The sequence below is a fragment of the Litorivita sp. NS0012-18 genome, from assembly GCF_040371945.1.
Classification (GTDB): Bacteria; Pseudomonadota; Alphaproteobacteria; order Rhodobacterales; family Rhodobacteraceae; genus Litorivita.
This window is the reverse complement of record NZ_BAABWS010000002.1, coordinates 167,342-186,232: the sequence shown is the minus strand read 5'-3', so window position 1 is coordinate 186,232 and position 18,891 is coordinate 167,342. Positions and strand designations below refer to the sequence as shown.

Genomic DNA, 18,891 nt, shown 5'->3' with positions numbered 1-18,891 from the left:
CGAAACCATCGCCCAAGTGGCGGCACATGCCTCGGAGGGGGCGCGCAAGTTGCCGCCCAAATGACAAAGGCGGGCCAAGAGCGGCCCGCCTTTTGATCAGTTTGCCGCGCGCCTCTAGCCGCCAAAGAGCCGCAAGAAGAACAGCGTGATCCCCGGGAAGAGGATCAAGACCACCACCCGCACCATATCGGAGGCGACGAAATACATCACCGCGCGATAGGTTTCGATGATCGGGGTTTTGCGGTCCATCGAGTTGATCACAAACAGGTTCATCCCCACGGGCGGCGTGATCAATCCGACCTCGACCACGATCAACACGATGATCCCGAACCAGATCGCCACCTCTTCGGTGGAGTTCAGCCCGAAATCCAGCGTCGAGATGATCGGCCAGAAAATCGGGATGGTCAAAAGGATCATCGACAGGCTGTCCATGATGCAGCCGAAGATCAGGTAAAGCACCAAGATCACGGTCAAAATGAACCACGGGCTAAAGCCGGAACCGGCGATGAAATCGGACAGGGCCTGCGGCGCGCCGGAGCGGGCGAGAAAGGCGTTATAGAAGGCCGCGCCAAAGACGATAAAGAAGATCATCGCCGTATTGCGCCCCGTCGCCAGAAAGCTTTCGGCCAGCTTGGGCCACGACAGACCGCCGCTGAGCAGCGCGATCAATCCGGTGCCCGCCGCGCCCACGGCCGCGCCTTCGGTGGGCGAAAAGACCCCGAGGTTGATCCCGCCGATCACGGCGAGGAAGACCATCAAAACCGGCCATACGGCAGCCAGCGCCTTGAAGCGCTCGCGCATCGGCACGGGCGGGCGCACGCCAGCGGCATCGGGATGCAGCCGCACATAGAGCGAGATGGTGAGCATATAGCCGATGGCTGCCAAGATGCCTGGAATAAAGGCCGCGAGGAACAGTTTGGCGATGTTTTGCTCGGTCAAAGTGGCATAGATCACCAAGATCACCGAGGGCGGAATGAGAATACCCAAAGTGCCGCCCGCCGCCAAAGTCGCGGTCGAAAAGCCCCCCGAATAGCCATAGCGGCGCAGTTCGGGCAAGGCGACCTGTCCCATGGTGGCCGCAGTGGCCAAGGACGATCCGCAAATCGCGCCAAAGCCCGCGCAGGCCCCGACCGCCGACATGGCAACCCCGCCGCGCCGATGGCCCAAAAACGCCTCGGCGGCTTTGAACAATGCGGTGGACATGCCACCAAGGGTGGCGAAATGCCCCATCAGCAAGAACATCGGCACGATCGAGAGAGAGTAGCTCGAAAATTCGGAATAGGTGTGCGATTTCAATACGCTATAGGTCAGCTTCATACCGCCGGTGAGGTAGTAATACCCCGCCATCCCGACCAGAAACATCGCCAGCCCGATGGGCACGCGCAAGAAAATCAGCAGCAAAAGCGCCGGAAAGGAGGCAACGCCAAGAGCAATATCGGTCAATGCTCTGCCCCCCCTGTTTGCAACATCACGCGGCCTGTGAGGCTCTCGATGAGGCGCACAAGCGCGACGTAAACCGCCACCACACAGGTGACGACGGCAGAGACAAAGGCCGCCGCATAGGCCTTCCAGACAGGAATTTGCATCAAGGTGGTGCTCTCGTTGTAGCGCATTTTGCCCGACATCCCCTCAAACAGACGCCAAGTGATCAGCAAAAAGCTCACCGCAAAAAGCACCGCGACCACCAGATCGATGAAACGGTTCAGATTTTGCGGCAGGCGCTGGGTAAAAAGATCGACCGAGGCATGGCCGCCGGTCAAAAGGCACAGAGGCATAAAGGCAAGGATCGTGAAGGGCATAGAGGTTTCGACCACCTCATATTCGCCCAAAATCGGGCCAACGCCCCAATCCAGAAGGCTCTTTGCCATCTGCGGAAAGCTGTTTTCGACAAAGCCCAGATGCAAGATCGTATTGAGCGAGCGCCCCGCCACCGAAATGACGATCAGCACAATCAGCCCCGTCAGGACGATGCCGCCAAGGATGGCCATTGTTTGCGACAGGCGCAGCATAAGGCGGTAGAGCCTGCGATGGGCACCGGTGGAGTGTCGTGGCATGGAAAACCTCTTTGAGAGCCGCCTGTGGACCTGCTTGGGCCGTTTTGCGGTCATTGCGGTCATTGCAGTGGTGTGCGCGGGCGCGGTCGAGGCCGCGGTCTGCGGTATGGGCCGCGCGGGCGGTGGGTATAAAAAGGGGCCGCAGCACGCGATGCCGCAGCCCCGACCTCAGGGTGACCCGAGGCTTATTTGCTGTGCTTGGCGATCAAGGCTTTGGCTTCATCCAAAAGCGCCTGACCGTCGAGATCATTGGTCGAGACCTCTTCGACCCAACCCGCCTCGATGGGGGCTGCGGCGGCTTTCCATTCGGCCACTTGCTCGGGCGTCAAGGTGATGATGGTGTTGCCACGATCCACGGCGATCTTGCGGGCGGGCGCGTCCGCCGCTTGCATGACCTTGCCCGCCCATGCCGACACATCGGCGCCGGAGTTGGCGTCGATCACGGCTTTAAGCTCGTCAGACAGGCTCTCGTATTTGTCCTTGTTCATCGCAAAGATGAAGGTGGTGGTATAGAGCGTGTCATCGCCAAATTCGGTGTGGTTGCTCACCAGTTCCGACACTTTGAGCGCCGAGGTCACTTCCCACGGGATCACGGTCGCATCGATCACGCCTTTGGACAGGGCCTCAGGCACGGCGGGCACGGGCATGCCAACGGGCGTTGCGCCCATGGTGCTAAAGAGTTTGTTGGTCACGCGGGTCGGCGCGCGCAGCTTGACACCGTTCAGATCGGCCACCGACGCAATCGGGTTTTTCGAGTGGATGAGACCGGGGCCATGGACCCAAACCGCCAGCATCTTCATCTCGGCAAAGTCTTTGTCGAGCATGTTCTTCTCGGCAAATTCCCAATAGGCGCGCGAGGTGTCTTCGGCGTTGGTCATGGTAAAGGGCATCTCGAAGGCTTCCGAGCGCGGGAAACGACCTGGGCTATAGCCGGTCACGGTCCAAACGATATCGGCAATGCCATCCACCACTTGGTCGGCCAATTCCGGCGGCTTGCCGCCCAATTGCATCGACGGATAGCGTTCGATTTTGATTTTTCCGCCCGATTCCGCTTCGACCTTATCGGCCCAGACGTCCAGAATCTGGCTCGGCACCGAGGCCTGCGCGGGCAGGAACTGGTGCATCTTCAACGTCACCTCTTGGGCAAAGGCCGAGGCGCTCATCGCGGCAAACATTGCGCTTGCGGCAACGGTGCGGCGTGCATTCTTCATAAAGCTCATGTTGGTATCCTCCCTGATCTTTCAACATGCGCCGCCTTTTCGCGGCGATCTTGCGCGAGCATGCCCTATTTTTGTCATCGCGCCTATTCGCAATTCTCCTCTTTGCGTTCTTAGCGGCACGAAAAATAGTTGGCAGTGTTCACAGGTTGCCATTCATGAACGTCACCCCGAAAAGATCAAGCCCTAATCGATGGCTTTGATTGAATAGAGTTTTTGCCCGCTGGCGGTGCGGCGTTCGGCGCGGGTAAAATATTGCTATGATCCATAACTTTATTTACTCCCCGCGCCCGGCGACCCGAATAGTCCGCTGCGAAAATAATTTCACTAGGGCGCCGCGCAGCGGGCCAAACGCTCCGCCATCGCCAGAATCAACGCCGGATAAAGCCCCGCCCCCTGCGCCAGATCATAGCCCATCGGATCGACCTCGACGCGGCGCACGTCGCGCCCTTCGAGCACCAGATCAAGCCGACGCGCGGCAAACTGCGGCTCGGTGATGGCACAGCGCACGGCGCGCGCGCGCACCAAGTCGCGCAGCGCGGCAATCCGCGCCGGTCCCGGATCGCTGGCATCGGAAAGGGAGACCGCGCCAATCACGTTCAAATCAAAGGCGCGCTCGAAATATTGATAGGCATCGTGGAAGGCGAGGATCGGCACGCGCGCCGCCGCGTCCAGTTGCGCGCGCGCCTGCGCGGCGGCCTCGGTGATCTGCGCCTGTCCGGCCTTGGCATTGCGCCGGTATTGCGCCGCATTGTCGGGATCGGCCTCCGCCATGGCCGCCGCGATCACATCAAGCCAAAGCACCGCGTTTTTCGGATCAAGCCAGACATGCGGATCCTCGCCCGAGCCGTGATCATGGTCGTGGTGATCCTGTGCTGCTGCATGGTCGTCATGGCCTTCTTCATGCTCGTCTTCATGCTCGTCATGAGTGTCATGGTCGGCGTGGTCATCATGCTGCGCGTCATGAGTGTCATGCGTGTCATGGCCCGCGCGACCATGCTCTGTCTCATGCTCTTTCTCGTGCTCTTCCTCGTGAGCCGCACTATGGGCTTCCTTATGATCCTCGTGATGATCTTCGTGATCATGCCCCTCGTTGGCATGGCCCTCTTTGTCATGCTCCTCATGGTCATGCGCCTCGTGCCCGTCCGCCTCAAGATCGTGCCCCTCATGCGCCTCATGATCGTCACGGTCTGCTTCCCCGCCCTCGTGACCCGCCTCAAAGGCAATCGCCGCGCGGGCGGGCAAAAGATGCGTGCCCTGCGCCTCCATCAACGCCAAGGCGCGGCCCTGCGGCGCGAGGCTCTCCAATGCCTCGCCCAGCCATGGCGCCATCGCCGGCCCGACCCAGATCACCAGATCGGCCTGCTGCACGGCCCGCGCCTGCGACGGGCGCAAGGACAGCGTATGGGCCGAGGCCCCTGCGGGCACCAAGACCTGCGGCGCGCCCAGATCGCCCATGACCATCGCCGCCAAAGAGCCGACCGGCGCGATATCGGCGAGCACGCGCAGCGGCTCTGCGGCGGTCTTGGTGGCGGTCGAAATAGCCGCAGAGGCGATCAGCGCGGTCATGGCAAAAGCGGTGCGGCGCAGGCGCGCGGCGAGTGGCGTGGTCATGAAACATATCTCCCGAGAGTGTAATGATATAACATTTGCAATCCCTATAATCGTAATGTTATATCATCACAACCCAAAAACCGCGCCCCTGACCGGCGCGCCCCGCAGACCGGAGACCCCATGCCCGCCCTCGGATTTGAACATCACGACCACGGCGCTTGCATCGACAATGCCATGCGCGCCGCAACCGAACGCTGCGCCGCGCAGGGGTTGCAATTCACCCCTGCCCGCCGCCGCGTTCTGGAAATTTTGCTCAAGGAACACAAGGCCATGGGAGCCTATGACATCTTGCCCCATCTGGCCGATGACGGCATGAGCGCACAGCCCCCCGTGGCCTATCGCGCCTTGGATTTTCTGGTCTCCAACGGGTTGGCCCATAAGATCGAGCGCCTCAATGCCTATGTCGCTTGCGCCGATCCGGCGGCCCATGGCGGCGGCGCGCATTCGCCCGCTTTCCTGATCTGCCGCACCTGCGGGGCGGTCGAAGAGGCCCTCGCCGAGGCCGATGCCTCCTTGGTCGGCGCAGCGGCGCAGCGCGCGGGTTTCACCGTCGAGCGGGTGGTGATCGAGGCCGAGGGGCTTTGCCCGCTCTGCGCCAAGGCGCCCCCCGCATGAGCCTTTTGACCATCACCGGCCTTGGCGTGAAGGTCGGCGCGCACCAAGCCCTCGACGGCGTCGATCTGCAGATCGCGCGCGGCGAGATCGTCACCATCGTCGGCCCCAACGGGTCGGGCAAATCCACATTGCTCAAGGCGATCATCGGCGCGGTGCCTGTGCAAACGGGGCAGATCACCCGCGCCAAAGGGCTGCGCATCGGCTATGTGCCGCAAAAGTTGCATATCGATCCGGCGCTGCCGATCACCGTGGAGCGGTTCTTGTCCTTGCCCGAGCGGCGCAGCGCGCAGGACGTGGCGCAGGCCCTCGACGAGGCGGGCGCGCCGGATCTGGCAAAACGGCAAATGGCGGCGCTGTCGGGCGGACAATTCCAACGGGTGCTTTTGGCACGCGCGGTTCTGGAAACCCCCGACCTATTGCTGCTCGACGAGGCGACGCAGGGGCTCGACCAAGCCGGATCGGCCAATTTTTACCGCCAGATCGAGGAATTGCGCGCACGGTTGGGATGTGCGGTGCTGATGGTCAGCCATGAATTGCATGTGGTGATGAGCGCCTCGGACCGCGTGGTGTGCCTCAATGGCCATGTCTGTTGCCACGGCACGCCCGAAATCGTCGCCTCGGCCCCCGAATATCGCGCGCTGTTCGGCTCCGGCACCCATGGGGCTTTGGCGCTTTACCGCCATGAGCATGACCACGGACATGACCACACTCATGATCACACGCATGATCACGGGCACGGCGACACTCAGGGGCACACACACGACGAAAGCTGCGCCCATGATCACAGCGCAGAGCACGGCGCAGAGCACGGTTCACGGCACGCCCACAGCAGCCCGAAAACGGAAGAAACCCTATGACACTCTTGGATGATTTCGCCCTGCGCGCCGCTTTGGCGGGGCTGGGCGTGGCCTTGGCCGCCGCGCCTTTGGGCTGTTTCGTGGTCTGGCGGCGCATGGCCTATTTCGGCGATGCCACGGCCCATGCGGCGATTTTGGGCGTGGCGCTGTCGCTGGCCTTTGCGGTGCCGGTGTTTCCGGCGGTTCTGGCCGTGGCGCTGGCGATGGCGCTGACGGTTTCGGCCCTGTCGGATCGCGGCCACGGGATCGACACGCTTTTGGGGGTTCTGGCCCATTCGGCGCTGGCCGTCGGTCTTGTCGCGGTGAGCTTCCTGCAAGGCGTGCGGATCGATTTGATGGCCTATCTGTTTGGCGACATTCTGGCGGTGACGCGCGGCGATCTGGTGGTGATCTGGGGCGGGGCCTTGGCGGTTCTGGCGCTGCTTTACGCGCGTTGGGGCGCGCTGTTGACCGCCACGCTCAGCCCCGATCTGGCCTCGGCCAGCGGCCTGAATCCCAAGCGCGAGGCGCGGATTTTGACCCTCGCGCTGGCCTTGGTCGTGGCCGTGGCGATCAAAGTGGTGGGGGTATTGCTGATCTCGGCCCTGCTGCTCATTCCGGCGGCAACGGCGCGCGGATTTGCCCGCACGCCCGAAGCCATGGCCGCCATCGCCGCTGCGGTCGGGGCGCTGTCATGTTTTGGCGGGCTGGCCTTCTCTTTTGCATATGACAGCCCCAGCGGACCGAGCATCGTTTGCGTCGCGGCGGCGCTGTTTTGCGGCGCGGCGCTCATCGGGGCGCTGCGCAAACCCTTGTGAGCACAGGGGAATTACCGCCCGATGCGGCAGCGCAGAAATGTGATGCTGCACCTGCATAATAATCTGGTGATTCGCCCGCCCCTGCGGTAGGATCAACCACATGAAACGTAGCACACGCCTTTCCAAAGACGACTGGATGCTGGCCGGCCTCAAGGCCTTGGGCCAGCATGGTCCTTCTGCGCTCAAAGCCGAGCCTCTGGCGCGCGAGCTGGGCACGACAAAGGGCAGTTTTTATTGGCATTTCAAGGATGTGCCGGATTTTCACAAATCCATGCTCGCCTATTGGGAGGACCGTCATTCGGCCCTGCCCGAGGTGCCCAAAGACCGCGCCGAGGCGACGCGGACCCTGCGCGCTCTGGCGCAAAACGGATTTGCCGCCGACAAGACCGAAGCGCGGGCGGAAAAGGCCCTGCGCGGATGGGCACAGGTGGATGCGGCGGCGGCGGCGATCTTGGCCAAGACCGATAAAATCCGGCTCGATTACCTGAGCGGGGTGCTTGAAACGCTGGGCGTGACCAACCCGCAAATCGCGCGGCTGGTTCTGGCGGCGCAGGTGGGTATGGCGGGGCTGCCCGATGCCACGCAGGCCGATCAAGAGACGCTTGGCACATTGGTCGATCTGGTTTTGGCGCTGCGCTAGGGCGCGGCGGGCCTAGCCGCGCTCGGCCACGCGTTTTTCAAATTGCCGCACAAAGCGCGCCCGCGCTTCGGGCAAGGGTTTTTGCACCACCTCAAGCGCAAGGCGGCCGCTCAGGAAATGCCCCGTGATGCGCAGCCCTTGGGCGATTTGCGCATCCTCTCCCGCCCCCTGCCCAAGCATGATCGGCGGCAGCGGCATCAGCCGGTCGGCCCAATCCCCCGCCCCCGCGCGCGACACCGCCCGCCCCGTGCGCGGCGAGACATAGGCCAGCCCGTCGCGCGCTCCCGTGACGGCGCAGCAGCTTAGATCAAGCCCGAAGCCCATTTCGCCCAGAAGCGCCATTTCCCATTGCAAATAGGCCAAGGGCCAAACCTCCGGCGCGCCGAGCAGGTCGAGCAAAACCTCGGTACGCGCGTAAAGATCGGCGTAAGCTTGGCGTTCGGGCAGGCAAAACAGCAGCAGGGCCGTGACCGTGTTCAACCCCGCCAAAGACAGCCGCGAGGCCATCGCCGCCGCCGAGCGCGAGCGCAGCGGCTCGGCGCGAAACATGCCCAGATGGTCTTCGAGCCGCGCCGACCATTGCAGGTCAAGCTGCGCCCCAGGTTGCAAGACGGGAGCCATTTTGCGCGAGGCCCCGCCGCGCACCACCCCCGCGTGACGGCCGCGCGACGGGGTGAACACCTCAATGATCGCGCCGCTTTCGCCGTGGGGGCGCACCGACAGCAAGATGCCTTGGTCACGCCACTCCATCGGATCGGCCTTTTGGTGAGTGTCGCAGCGATGTCATGAGCAAACTATGGGCGCGCGGCAGGGCCTATTGCAACCCGTCCTCGCCGAGCAAATGCCGCCCCGCGCGGTCCTCGACCTCGATCACCCAAAGATCGGGGTCGAATTCGCGCTGTCGGGCGATGGCGGCGTCCACTTCGCGCTCCGGCCCTGCGGCCAGCTCCTCCCAACGCCGGTCCCCCGACATCAGATCAAAGCCGCGCATGAAGGCGCGGGCCTGCCCGTCCAGCGTGCTCAGCTTGACCAGAACCGCGCCCGCAGTGTCGTCGCCATGGGCCACCACAAAGGCCGGAATGTCAAAGATCCGCAGCCGCGCCAGATAGGCCGACACCCATATGCCGCTGGCCAGACGCGCCATGGATCAGGCGTTGCCGTCTTTGAAATCAAGACCCATTTCGGAATAGCGCTCTTTTTCCTCAAGCCAGTTCGGGCGCACTTTGACCTGCAAAAACAGGTGCACGCGGCGGCCAAGGAATTCTTCCAATTCCTCGCGCGCGGCCTTGCCCAAGGCTTTGATCGTCTCGCCTTTGTTGCCCAAAACGATGCCCTTATGACCGTCGCGCACCACATAGATCACCTGATCGATCTTGCACGATCCGTCTTTGCGCTCTTCCCAATTTTCGGTCTCGACCGTCATCTGATAGGGCAATTCTTGGTGCAGACGCAGGGTGATTTTTTCGCGGGTGATCTCGGCGGCGATATTGCGCATCGGCAGATCGGCGATCTGGTCCTCGGGATAAAGCCACGGACCTTCGGGCAATTCGCCCGCCAGCCAATCGCGCAGGGTCTCGACCCCGTGCCCGCGCTCGGCGGAAATCAGGAAGGTTTCGGCAAAGGCGTAGCGCTCGTTGAGCGCTTGGGTCAGGGCGAGCAAATCCTCGGCCTTGACCTTGTCGATCTTGTTGATCGCCAGCGCGATTTTGCGCCCCTTGCCGATGTCGCCCAAACCTTCGAGGATCGCCTCGACACCCTCGGTCACGCCGCGATGCGCCTCGACCATCAAAACCACCACATCGGCGTCCGCCGCGCCGCTCCATGCGGCGGCGACCATGGCGCGATCCAGACGGCGGCGCGGTTTGAACAGGCCGGGCGTGTCGACGAAAACGATCTGCGCCTCGCCCGCCATGGCCACGCCGCGAATACGCGCGCGGGTGGTTTGCACCTTATGGGTCACGATCGACACTTTCGCCCCGACCATGCGGTTCAAAAGCGTGGATTTGCCCGCGTTGGGCTCTCCGATCAGGGCGACAAATCCGGCGCGGGTCATGGGTTTTCCAATCTGTGTAAAAGCGCCTTGGCGGCGGCTTGTTCGGCGGCGCGTTTCGAGGGCGCTGTGGCCTCTTCGCTCTCGCCGGTTTTGAGTTCTGCGGCAATGGTAAAGACCGGCGCATGATCCGGCCCCTTGCGGGCCAGTTCGCGGTAATGGGGGGGCGGCAATTTGCGCGCCTGCGCCCATTCTTGCAGGGCGGTTTTGGCGTCGCGCGCGTCTTCCTCGACCTCATGGATACGCTTGCCCCAAAGGCGCAAGACCATGGCTTTGGCCGCTGCAAATCCGCCATCGCGGTAAACGGCGGCGATCACCGCCTCCATCGCATCGCCCAAAAGCGCATTCTTGCGCCGCCCGCCCGAAATCATCTCGGAGCGGCCCAGTTTGAGCACCGCGCCAAGGTCGATCTGCCGCGCCACATCGGCGCAGGCCTCCTTGCGCACCAAAGCGTTGAACCGCGGCGCAAGCTGGCCTTCGGAGGCGGCGGTATCGGCCTCCAAAAGCGCCTCGCACATCACAAGGCCCAGCACCCGATCGCCAAGGAATTCGAGCCGCTGGTTGTCGTCGCGGTTGGGCGTCGACATCGAGCTATGCGTCACCGCGCGCAGCAACAATTCGGGCTGGTTGAACGCATACCCGATGCGGCCCTCAAAGGCCTTCAATTCCGCCGAAATCTTCAATTGATCCCCTTGAAGAAACGATCACCGCGCCATGTCCAGAAAAACAGCATCGAGCGCCCCGCCGAAGAGAACATGATCCGGTCCGCGCGCCCGATCAAATCCTCATAGGGCACAAAACCCACCCCGCCGACGCTTTGCGAAAAGCGGCTGTCGGTGGAATTGTCGCGGTTGTCCCCCATGAAGAAATAATGCCCCTCCGGCACGGTATAGACACCGGTGTTATCGGCGCGCTGGTTGCCGATGTTGAGGACCGAATGGCTCACCCCGCCCGGCAAGGTTTCGGTAAACCGTTCCTTCTCGCAGCTTCCGCCTTCGCCAACTGCACCATTGGCGCATCGCGGCAACATGCGCTGCGGGCCTTGGCTGGCAAATTCTTCGGTAAAGGTGCCCGCAGGCTCAAGCTTGACCGCCTCGCCATTGAGAAACACAACGCCGTTCTTGACCTGCACACGGTCCCCCGGCAGGCCGATCAGCCGTTTGATATAATCGCTGCCGCTGACCGGATGGCGAAATACCACCACATCGCCGCGCTCGGGCTCGGAGCCGAACAAGCGCGAGTTGCCGCCCTTGGTGAAGCCGCAAAAATCCTCGGCATCCACATCGACGCCAATCGCCGGAATACGGATCGACGGGCAAGATGCATAGGAATAGCCATAGGACATCTTGTTCACGAAAAGAAAATCACCGATCAAAAGCGTGTCCTTCATCGATCCCGACGGGATCCAGAAGGGTTGAAACAGCAGCGTGCGAAACAGCCCCGCAATCAATAAGGCATAGACCACGGTCTTGATGGTCTCGACGACGGCATTGCCTTTTTTCTCTGCGGTTTCGGCCATGGGGCACTCCGGTCATTTCGCGATATCTGTCACAGGCTTCATGAGCGCGCAGCCGCAGCCTGTCAACCCGATGCGCCGATATCATAGCGCGCAGCGGCTCAATGTCGCCGCCCCCTTGCAGGTTCTGCAAATATCCGCGCCGCAGGCTCCTGCCCTGCCCGCATCCGCGCCGGCTTGCGGATCACTGGGGCGTTGCGGCCTGCGCCGCGGGGCGCGCCTCGATCACCACAAAGGCCTGCGCCCATGGGTGGTCATCGGTCAAGGTCACATGCACAATCGCCTCATATCCGGCGGGGGTCATTTCGGCCAGACGCTGCGCCGCCCATCCGGTCAAATGCATCACCGGCTGGCCGGTGCGCAGGTTGCTCACCGCCATATCCTTCCACGCGATCCCCATGCGCAGCCCCGTGCCCAGCGCCTTGGAACAGGCCTCTTTCGCCGCCCAGCGTTTGGCATAGGTCCCCGCCACATCGCGGCGCCGTTCGGCCTTGGCCTGTTCGATGTCGGTGAAAACGCGGTTGCGGAACCTATCGCCGTGACGCTCCAGAACCCCCGCGATCCGCTCGATATTGGCCAGATCGGTGCCGATGCCAAGGATCATTGCGCCGCCTCGATCTGTGCGGTGATCTCGCCGCTGGCCTGATTGACGCTCAGGCGCAATCGCTTGGGCACGGGTGCGTCTTGCGCCGCGTCATAGATCTCGACCGGCAGATCAAACGACAGGCCGCTCAACGGATCATAGGCCGAGGCCAGCGCATCAAAGCGGATGCGCGCAAAGCCCATGGCCTGCGACAGCCCCACCACACGGCATTGGCGCGCGCCCAGCGGATCAAAGGGCGGCGACAGGATCATCACATAGAAGGCCCCGAGCGCAGGCTCGATGGTGTCGAGCACCGCCAGCCGCGTGCGCCCGCCCGAGAAACTGCGGCTGTTTTCGTCCCAAGGCTCCATCAGGTTCTCGGCCCGCGCCACATGCCCGTCGCAGCCCAAAACCTGCTGCGCCGACAGCGGCGCGCAGGGCAGCGCCAAGGCCAGCAACAGCGCCCAGATCGCGCGCATCCTGCGCCCCGCCGTCAGGATTTGCCCGCCTTGGATGCGGCGCGTTTGGCTTTTGCGGCTTCGGCGTTGAGGTAATTGCGCGCGCCCATGGGGAAAAAGAACCGGTGCGAGATGATGAATGCGGCAAAATAAAAGGCCAACATGCCCCCCGCAATCATATAGACCATCGGCATGCTGCCCACGGCCTGCCCGACCTGCGGGATCAGGGCGAACACTGCCCCCGTGATCAAGACCTCGACAAAGACCGCCAAGATCGCCGACAGGATCGCAAAGCGCCAGCACAGCGCGCCAGCAGGTTTGACCCCATTGGCCTTGGCATACATCTGCCCTTCGATCATCGCCGCCACCATCGGGGCCACGACAAAGGTGCTGGTGGTTTTCAACTCCACTCCCGCAAAGGTCAGCGCATAGAAAATCGCAATGATCGCAAGTTTGACCAGCACCAGAATGCCCAAGAAGCGGACATAATTGGGCGGGGTCAGAGCGGTATCGGCGGCGGGCGCGGGCGTGTCGTTCATTGATTTTGGTCCCTGTTTGCTTTGGGCGGACATACTGCGAAATGCGGCGGCTGTCACCCCGTGGGCTGCGCGGGCGGGCGGGGTGCGGGTCCGGTTGCGGGCGAGGGGCGCGATGGGCGCCACCCGCACCCCATGCTACCCGCTGCGCGCCGCTTCCATCAGGGCGCGCATCTGCGCAATCGCCGGCTCAAGCCCCATGAAAATCGCCTCTGCGATGATGAAGTGGCCGATGTTCAATTCCACCACTTCGGGCAGGGCCGCGACCGGCGCGACGGTGTCAAAGGTCAACCCGTGGCCCGCATGGACCTCCAGCCCGAGGCTGTCGGCATAGGTTGCCATCTCGGTCAGCCGCGCCAATTCGGCATCGCGGGCGGCAAAATCGCCTTCGGCATGGGCGTCGCAATAGGCACCGGTGTGCAATTCGATCACCTGCGCACCGATGCGCGATGCGGCCTCGATCTGGGCGCTGTCGGCGGCGATAAAGATCGACACGCGGCTGCCCGCCTCGCGCAGGGGCGCGATGAAATGGGCCAGACGGTTTTCATCCTTGGCCACTTCCAGCCCGCCCTCGGTGGTGCGCTCTTCGCGCTTTTCGGGCACGATGCAAACCGCATGGGGCTTGTGGCGCAGGGCAATCGCCTGCATCTCCTCGGTGGCGGCCATCTCGAAATTGAGCGGCACCGACAGCCCCGCGACCAAGGCTTCGATATCGGCGTCGGAGATATGGCGGCGGTCTTCGCGCAGATGCGCGGTGATGCCATCGGCGCCTGCAGCTTCGGCCAGTTTGGCCGCCCGCAGCGGATCGGGATAGGCCCCGCCGCGCGCATTGCGCACCGTGGCCACATGGTCGATGTTCACGCCAAGCCGCAGCGGGGCTTTGGGGGGTGTAATGCTCATCTGCGCGGTCCTTATGAGCGGATTGCCCGCCCCTGCACAGCGGCGGCGAATCCCTTGAATTTGCGGCAGGTTAATCCGCTTTCTTGCGCGCGTCAGCCTTTGCGGCGGCTTTTTGTTTGATCAAAGCCAGCTTGGCCTTGAGCGCACCGCGGCGGCGGTTCTGATAGGCTTGGATCAACGGCAGCGAGACGTAATAGCCGATGATACCGGCAATGACCCCCGGAATGACGCCGCCGATCAGATAGGGAAAGAACACCTCGTGATAAAACACCGAAAGCCCCGCCCAATCGGTGTCTTGATCGGTGAACAGGGCGATGAAATTGCTCTTGAGATCATCGGCAGCGTCCAAGAATTTGCCGCCCAGCGAGCGGTGCATATCATGGGGGTGATGGTCGAGCCCCAAAAGGAAATAACCCGTCTTCATCGACACCATGCCAATCGGCACATAGGTGAGCGGATTGCCAAAAAACGTCGCCAAGAGCGCCGCGAGAATATTGCCGCGCAAGACAAAGGCGATGAGCCCGGCGACAAGAAAATGCAGCCCGTAAAACGGCGTGAAGGTGGTGAAAAGCCCCGCCAGAATGCCGCGCGCGATGCGGTGGGGCGGGTCGGGCAAACGGCGCAGGCGGTGTTTGATATAAAGCGCCGCGCGATACCATCCGCCGCGCGGGTAGAAAAACTCTACCGCGACCTTCCAGATCGGCCGTCTGTCTCGGCGCTTAAAGACCACGAAGGGCTATCAATCTCCGTTGTTCGGGCCGGTTGTGCGGCTCGGTTCTGCTCGGGTCGGGGCGCTCGATCTCCGCGCTCTGCCCCAGATGCGCCATTCTGGCTTCATCCCTTTTGGGCGCGGTCTGTGGCCTTGATGGGGCCGTAATATGCCGTTCAGGCGACATCGGGCGCCTGCGCGCCTGCGGTGCCCTGTCCGGCAGGGTTGCGGGCCGGATCGCGCAAACGCTGCACGGCGGCCACATCGCTTTCGGCCTCAAGGGCCGAGGTCACGCGGTGCAGGTGTTCTGCGTCGCGCAATTCCACATCAATCACAAGACGATAAAAATCCGGTTTCCGATCAGCGAAAACCAGATCGGAAATATTGGCCTTTTGCTCGCCGATCAATGTGCAGATACGGCCCAAGACCCCCGCATCATTGCCGATGGTCAGATCCAGCGAGACCGCATAGACCGACGGGTGTTTACCCGAATGCCAATGCAGATCCATCCAGCGTTCGGGCTGTTCCTCATAGTCCGAGAGCGATTCGCAATCGATGGCATGGACCACAACGCCTTGGCCGCGGTAGGTGATGCCGACGATCCGCTCACCCGGAAGCGGTTGGCAACATTTCGCGCGGGCAAAGCTTTGCCCGTCCGACAGGCCGATCACGGCGCGCGCCTCGTCGATCTCGTCGGTCTCGTCGTGCTGCAATTCGGGATAGACGGCGCGCACCACCTCGCGGGCGGTCAATTCTGCGCTGCCCAAACGGGCGAGCAACTCATGACGGCTCTCGATGCGCAGGGTGCGCGCGGCGGTTTCGAGCGCCTTGTCGGTGGCGCGTTTGCCCATATGTTCAAAGGCCGAGCGCGCCAATTCGCGGCCCAGTTTGATGAACCGCTCGCGGTCGATCTCACGCAGGGCGCGGCGGATATGGCTGCGCGCCTTGCCGGTGGTGGCAATCTCGAGCCATGTGGCTTGCGGCACTTGGCCCTCGGCGGTGATCACCTCGACCGACTGGCCGTTTTTGATGCGGGTCCACAGGGGCACGCGCATCCCGTCCACCTTGGCCCCGACACAGGCATTGCCGATCCGCGTGTGGATCGCATAGGCGAAATCAATCGGTGTTGCGCCTTTGGGCAATTTGACCACTTCGCCCTTGGGGGTAAAGCAAAACACCTTGTCCGAATACATCTCGAGCTTGACCACTTCGAGAAATTCGTCGTGGTCCTCCTCGGTGCCCATCTGTTCGGTCAGCCCCGCGATCCATTTCGCCGGATCGACGGCAAAGGGGTTTTGCGTGCGCACCCCGTCGCGGTAGGACCAATGCGCCGCCACGCCAGTTTCGGCCACGTCATGCATTTGCCGCGTGCGGATTTGCACCTCGACCCGTTTGCCATCACGCCCCGAGACGGTGGTATGGATCGAGCGGTAGCCGTTGGTTTTGGGTTGGCTGATGTAATCCTTGAACCGCCCCGGAACGGCGCGCCAGCGTTGATGGATCGCGCCCAGAACGCGGTAGCAATCCTCTTCGGAGCGGGTGATGATGCGAAAGCCGTAGATGTCGGACAGACGCGAGAAGCCTTGGTCCTTTTCTTGCATCTTGCGCCAAATCGAATAGGGTTTTTTGGCGCGGCCGAACACATCGGCCTCGATCTGCTTGGCGTCCAGTTCCTTGCGCATATCGGCGGTGATCCGTTCGATCACATCGCCGCTTTCGCGTTGCAGGTTCACAAAACGGCGCATGATCGACAGGCGGCCTTCGGGGTTGAGCACTTTGAAGCTGAGGTCTTCAAGCTCCTCGCGCATCCATTGCATCCCCATCCGCCCCGCCAATGGCGCGAAAATCTCCATCGTCTCGCGGGCCTTTTGCGCCTGTTTCTCGGCGCGCATGGCCTCGATGGTGCGCATATTGTGCAAACGGTCGGCGAGTTTGACCAAAATAACGCGCAAATCCTTGCTCATCGCCATGAACAGTTTGCGGAAGTTTTCGGCCTGTTTTGTCTCCGACGAGCTGAGCTGCAGATTGGTCAGCTTGGTCACGCCATCAACCAATTCGGCGACTTCGGAGCCGAATTTTTGCTCGACCTCGAAATAGCTGGCTTTGGTGTCCTCGATCGTGTCGTGCAACAGCGCGGTGATGATCGTCGCATCGTCAAGGCGCTGCTGCGTCAAGATCGCGGCCACGGCAACGGGATGGGTAAAATACGGCTCGCCCGATTGCCGCGTCTGGCCATCGTGCATCTCGAAGCCATAGGCATAGGCCTCGCGGATCAAGGCCTCGTTGGTTTTGGGGTTATAGTTGCGAACCAGCGCGATCAGGTCATCTGCGGCGATCATTTGGCCCGCGTCCTCAAACGGTTGTTGCAGGGAAGCGGCGCGGGGCGGACCCGCGCGTATCGTGAGTTTGTCAGGGCCGCGCGCGGCGGCCCGTTCAAAATCACCCCTGCCCTTGCGCTTCCATCAAGGCGCGCAGCAGTTTTTCTTCGCTCATGTCGTCATCGGCCGGTTTGTCGGCCTCGGCGCCCATCAGCAGAGCCATCGAATCATCTTCGGGCTCGTCGACTTCGATCTGGTTCTGGTTGCTCTCGATCAAACGCTCGCGCAGCTCGTCGGCCGATTGGGTTTCTTCGGCAATCTCTCGCAGGGCCACAACGGGGTTTTTGTCGTTGTCACGGTCCACGGTGAGCGCCCCGCCAGCGGCGATTTCGCGCGCGCGGTGCGAGGCCAACATGACCAGTTCAAACCGGTTTGGAACTTTATCGACGCAATCTTCGACGGTAACGCGGGCCATGGAGCACTCCGGAGCAATTGGATTAGAAAGCGGTTATCTAGGCCCGATGCCCCATAAAGACAAGCGCAAAATGGCGCATATCGCCCCTGAACACGCGAGTTTTACCGCCCCGCGCCCAAGATCGCGCGCCACGTTACCAGTGCTGCGCCATTGCGCGCACCTCTTGGCGCGCCGCTTGCGGCAGTGCGGCGCAAAGCTCGGCCGCGCTTTGGCCGAGCACCGGATGGCGCCAACTCGGGGCCACTTCGGCCAAGGGCACCAACACAAAGGCCCGCTCGCTCAGCCGCGGATGCGGCAAGATCAACCCCTGCGGCGCGCGCTGCATCTGCGCCTCAAGCGGCAAATCATACCACGCGCGAAACCCCGCCAGATCGGGGCGCACCGCATCGCCCATGGCCAGCAAATCAAGGTCGAGCGCCCGCCCCGACCAGCGTTTTGCCCCCTGCCCGCGCGCGCGTCCAAAGGCTTCCTCGACGTCATGCAACATCACAAGCATGTCATCGGCGCTCAATTTTGCCGCGACTAGGACAACAGCATTGACGTAATCCGGCCCCGCGCCTTCGGGAAAACACGGCGTGTGATAAAGACGGCTTTTACCAAGAATTTCCACATTGTTTTGAACCAATTGGTTCAACGCCGCGTTGAGCGTTGCGGGCACATCGCCCACAACCGAAGGCAGATTTCCGCCAAACGCCACGAGAAATTCTTGCACGGTTTTCATTCCCCTCTATCCTTATGATCATTCATGCCCCCCTTGCGAGGGGGGATCAATGCTCGTATTTTCCCATTTCCGTTTTGCTGAACACCACTCACACACCCACTCACCTTAGGCAAAGCGACTTTTCGGAAGGACATTTTGATGTTTTACAAGGACGAACGGCTGGCGCTGTTCATTGACGGCTCGAACCTTTATGCGGCCGCCAAATCCCTCGGCTTCGACATCGACTACAAATTGCTGCGCTCGGAATTCATGCGTCGCGGCAAGCTGTTGCGCGCGTTCTATTACACCGCTCTTTTGGAGAATGACGAATATTCTCCGATCCGTCCCCTCGTGGACTGGCTCAACTATAACGGGTTTACCATGGTCACCAAACCGGCCAAGGAATACACCGATTCAATGGGCCGGCGCAAAGTGAAGGGCAATATGGATATCGAGCTGGCGGTGGATGCAATGGAACTTGCACCGCATGTCGATCATATCGTGCTTTTCTCCGGTGATGGCGATTTCCGCCCGCTGGTCGAAAGCCTGCAGCGCCAGGGCGTGCGGGTTTCGGTGGTCTCCACCATCCGCAGCCAACCCCCTATGATTGCTGATGAATTGCGCCGTCAGGCGGATAACTTCATCGAGCTTGAAGACCTCAAGGACGTGATTGGCCGCCCCCCGCGCGAGCCGATGGCCGAGGCGCCAGACCGCGAGTATGAGCGCAGCGAAAGCTAAGCCAGTCTCGACACAATAAGATCACCGGCGCGGGCCTCTCGCGCCGGTTTTTTTTGTGGCCAAAGACCGCCAGCGCGGATGTTTTTCGCCCGCCGCCTGCCCCGCCATCTGGAC

22 protein-coding genes are annotated in these 18,891 nt (G+C 62.1%); 5 read left to right on the top strand and 17 right to left on the bottom strand.

Features of this window, described 5'->3' with window-relative positions; genetic code table 11:
- Positions 1-114: 114 nt before the first annotated feature.
- The 4 genes from ABWV64_RS10535 to ABWV64_RS10520 all read right to left on the bottom strand — a co-directional run bounded on the left by ABWV64_RS10535 (position 115) and on the right by ABWV64_RS10520 (position 4,885).
- Positions 115-1,443 (bottom strand): TRAP transporter large permease, encoded by a 1,329-nt coding sequence (locus ABWV64_RS10535; RefSeq protein WP_353344971.1) that lies wholly within the window; start codon positions 1,441-1,443, stop codon positions 115-117.
- Entirely contained in the window at positions 1,440-2,054 is a 615-nt protein-coding gene (locus tag ABWV64_RS10530; RefSeq protein WP_353344969.1) for a TRAP transporter small permease, read from the bottom strand. Before ABWV64_RS10530 ends, ABWV64_RS10535 begins: the two co-directional genes overlap by 4 nt.
- A 185-nt stretch (positions 2,055-2,239) precedes the next feature.
- The gene (locus ABWV64_RS10525; RefSeq protein ID WP_502902643.1) at positions 2,240-3,274 is read right to left on the bottom strand and encodes a TRAP transporter substrate-binding protein; all 1,035 of its coding nucleotides are present in this window, start codon (positions 3,272-3,274) and stop codon (positions 2,240-2,242) included.
- 324 nt (positions 3,275-3,598) lie between these two features.
- Positions 3,599-4,885 (bottom strand): zinc ABC transporter substrate-binding protein, encoded by a 1,287-nt coding sequence (locus ABWV64_RS10520; protein WP_353344967.1) that lies wholly within the window; start codon positions 4,883-4,885, stop codon positions 3,599-3,601.
- Positions 4,886-5,005: 120 nt separating this feature from the next.
- On the opposite strand from ABWV64_RS10520, the gene ABWV64_RS10515 reads away from it, so the two are divergent.
- From ABWV64_RS10515 to ABWV64_RS10500, 4 genes are all read left to right on the top strand, one after another.
- Positions 5,006-5,500 (top strand): Fur family transcriptional regulator, encoded by a 495-nt coding sequence (locus tag ABWV64_RS10515; RefSeq protein WP_353344965.1) that lies wholly within the window; start codon positions 5,006-5,008, stop codon positions 5,498-5,500.
- Positions 5,497-6,357: a metal ABC transporter ATP-binding protein gene (locus ABWV64_RS10510; RefSeq protein WP_353344963.1), complete on the top strand. Its 861-nt coding sequence runs from the start codon at positions 5,497-5,499 to the stop codon at positions 6,355-6,357. Before ABWV64_RS10515 ends, ABWV64_RS10510 begins: the two co-directional genes overlap by 4 nt.
- On the top strand, positions 6,354-7,154 hold the full coding sequence (locus ABWV64_RS10505) for a metal ABC transporter permease (RefSeq protein ID WP_353344961.1): 801 nt from the start codon (positions 6,354-6,356) through the stop codon (positions 7,152-7,154). The genes ABWV64_RS10510 and ABWV64_RS10505 overlap by 4 nt, the downstream gene beginning before the upstream one ends.
- A 100-nt stretch (positions 7,155-7,254) precedes the next feature.
- A complete protein-coding gene (locus tag ABWV64_RS10500) occupies positions 7,255-7,794 on the top strand; it encodes a TetR/AcrR family transcriptional regulator (protein ID WP_353344959.1) in 540 nt (179 codons plus the stop codon).
- A gap of 12 nt (positions 7,795-7,806) precedes the next feature.
- Here ABWV64_RS10500 and recO read toward each other — a convergent pair whose 3' ends face one another.
- The 13 genes from recO to folK form a co-directional block, all read right to left on the bottom strand.
- Entirely contained in the window at positions 7,807-8,544 is a 738-nt protein-coding gene (gene recO, locus ABWV64_RS10495; protein WP_353344957.1) for a DNA repair protein RecO, read from the bottom strand.
- Between the two features lie 64 nt (positions 8,545-8,608).
- On the bottom strand, positions 8,609-8,938 hold the full coding sequence (locus ABWV64_RS10490; RefSeq protein ID WP_353344955.1) for a DUF1491 family protein: 330 nt from the start codon (positions 8,936-8,938) through the stop codon (positions 8,609-8,611).
- Between the two features lie 3 nt (positions 8,939-8,941).
- Positions 8,942-9,847, bottom strand: coding sequence for a GTPase Era (gene era / locus ABWV64_RS10485; RefSeq protein WP_353344953.1), 906 nt, complete (start codon positions 9,845-9,847; stop codon positions 8,942-8,944).
- Positions 9,844-10,527 carry a ribonuclease III gene (gene rnc / locus ABWV64_RS10480; protein ID WP_353344951.1) on the bottom strand — a complete coding sequence of 228 codons (684 nt, stop codon included), beginning with the start codon at positions 10,525-10,527 and terminating at the stop codon, positions 9,844-9,846. Before rnc ends, era begins: the two co-directional genes overlap by 4 nt.
- Positions 10,524-11,363, bottom strand: coding sequence for a signal peptidase I (gene lepB, locus ABWV64_RS10475; protein WP_353344949.1), 840 nt, complete (start codon positions 11,361-11,363; stop codon positions 10,524-10,526). Before lepB ends, rnc begins: the two co-directional genes overlap by 4 nt.
- 181 nt (positions 11,364-11,544) lie before the next feature.
- Positions 11,545-11,964 (bottom strand): holo-ACP synthase, encoded by a 420-nt coding sequence (gene acpS / locus ABWV64_RS10470; RefSeq protein ID WP_353344947.1) that lies wholly within the window; start codon positions 11,962-11,964, stop codon positions 11,545-11,547.
- A complete protein-coding gene (locus ABWV64_RS10465) occupies positions 11,961-12,422 on the bottom strand; it encodes a hypothetical protein (protein ID WP_353344945.1) in 462 nt (153 codons plus the stop codon). The genes acpS and ABWV64_RS10465 overlap by 4 nt, the downstream gene beginning before the upstream one ends.
- Before the next feature lie 14 nt (positions 12,423-12,436).
- On the bottom strand, positions 12,437-12,940 hold the full coding sequence (locus ABWV64_RS10460) for an ABZJ_00895 family protein (RefSeq protein WP_353344943.1): 504 nt from the start codon (positions 12,938-12,940) through the stop codon (positions 12,437-12,439).
- 135 nt (positions 12,941-13,075) lie between these two features.
- Positions 13,076-13,837 carry a pyridoxine 5'-phosphate synthase gene (locus ABWV64_RS10455; RefSeq protein WP_353344941.1) on the bottom strand — a complete coding sequence of 254 codons (762 nt, stop codon included), beginning with the start codon at positions 13,835-13,837 and terminating at the stop codon, positions 13,076-13,078.
- Positions 13,838-13,907: 70 nt separating this feature from the next.
- Positions 13,908-14,567: a DUF2062 domain-containing protein gene (locus tag ABWV64_RS10450; RefSeq protein ID WP_353344939.1), complete on the bottom strand. Its 660-nt coding sequence runs from the start codon at positions 14,565-14,567 to the stop codon at positions 13,908-13,910.
- 155 nt (positions 14,568-14,722) lie between these two features.
- The gene (locus ABWV64_RS10445) at positions 14,723-16,885 is read right to left on the bottom strand and encodes a RelA/SpoT family protein (protein WP_353344937.1); all 2,163 of its coding nucleotides are present in this window, start codon (positions 16,883-16,885) and stop codon (positions 14,723-14,725) included.
- Positions 16,886-16,985: 100 nt separating this feature from the next.
- Positions 16,986-17,339: a DNA-directed RNA polymerase subunit omega gene (rpoZ, locus tag ABWV64_RS10440; RefSeq protein WP_353344935.1), complete on the bottom strand. Its 354-nt coding sequence runs from the start codon at positions 17,337-17,339 to the stop codon at positions 16,986-16,988.
- A gap of 133 nt (positions 17,340-17,472) precedes the next feature.
- Entirely contained in the window at positions 17,473-18,060 is a 588-nt protein-coding gene (folK, locus tag ABWV64_RS10435) for a 2-amino-4-hydroxy-6-hydroxymethyldihydropteridine diphosphokinase (protein WP_353344933.1), read from the bottom strand.
- 138 nt (positions 18,061-18,198) lie between these two features.
- Between folK and ABWV64_RS10430 the strand changes: the two genes are divergently transcribed.
- Positions 18,199-18,777, top strand: a complete 579-nt coding sequence (locus tag ABWV64_RS10430) for a LabA-like NYN domain-containing protein (RefSeq protein WP_353344931.1) — start codon at positions 18,199-18,201, stop codon at positions 18,775-18,777.
- Positions 18,778-18,891 lie beyond the last annotated feature (114 nt).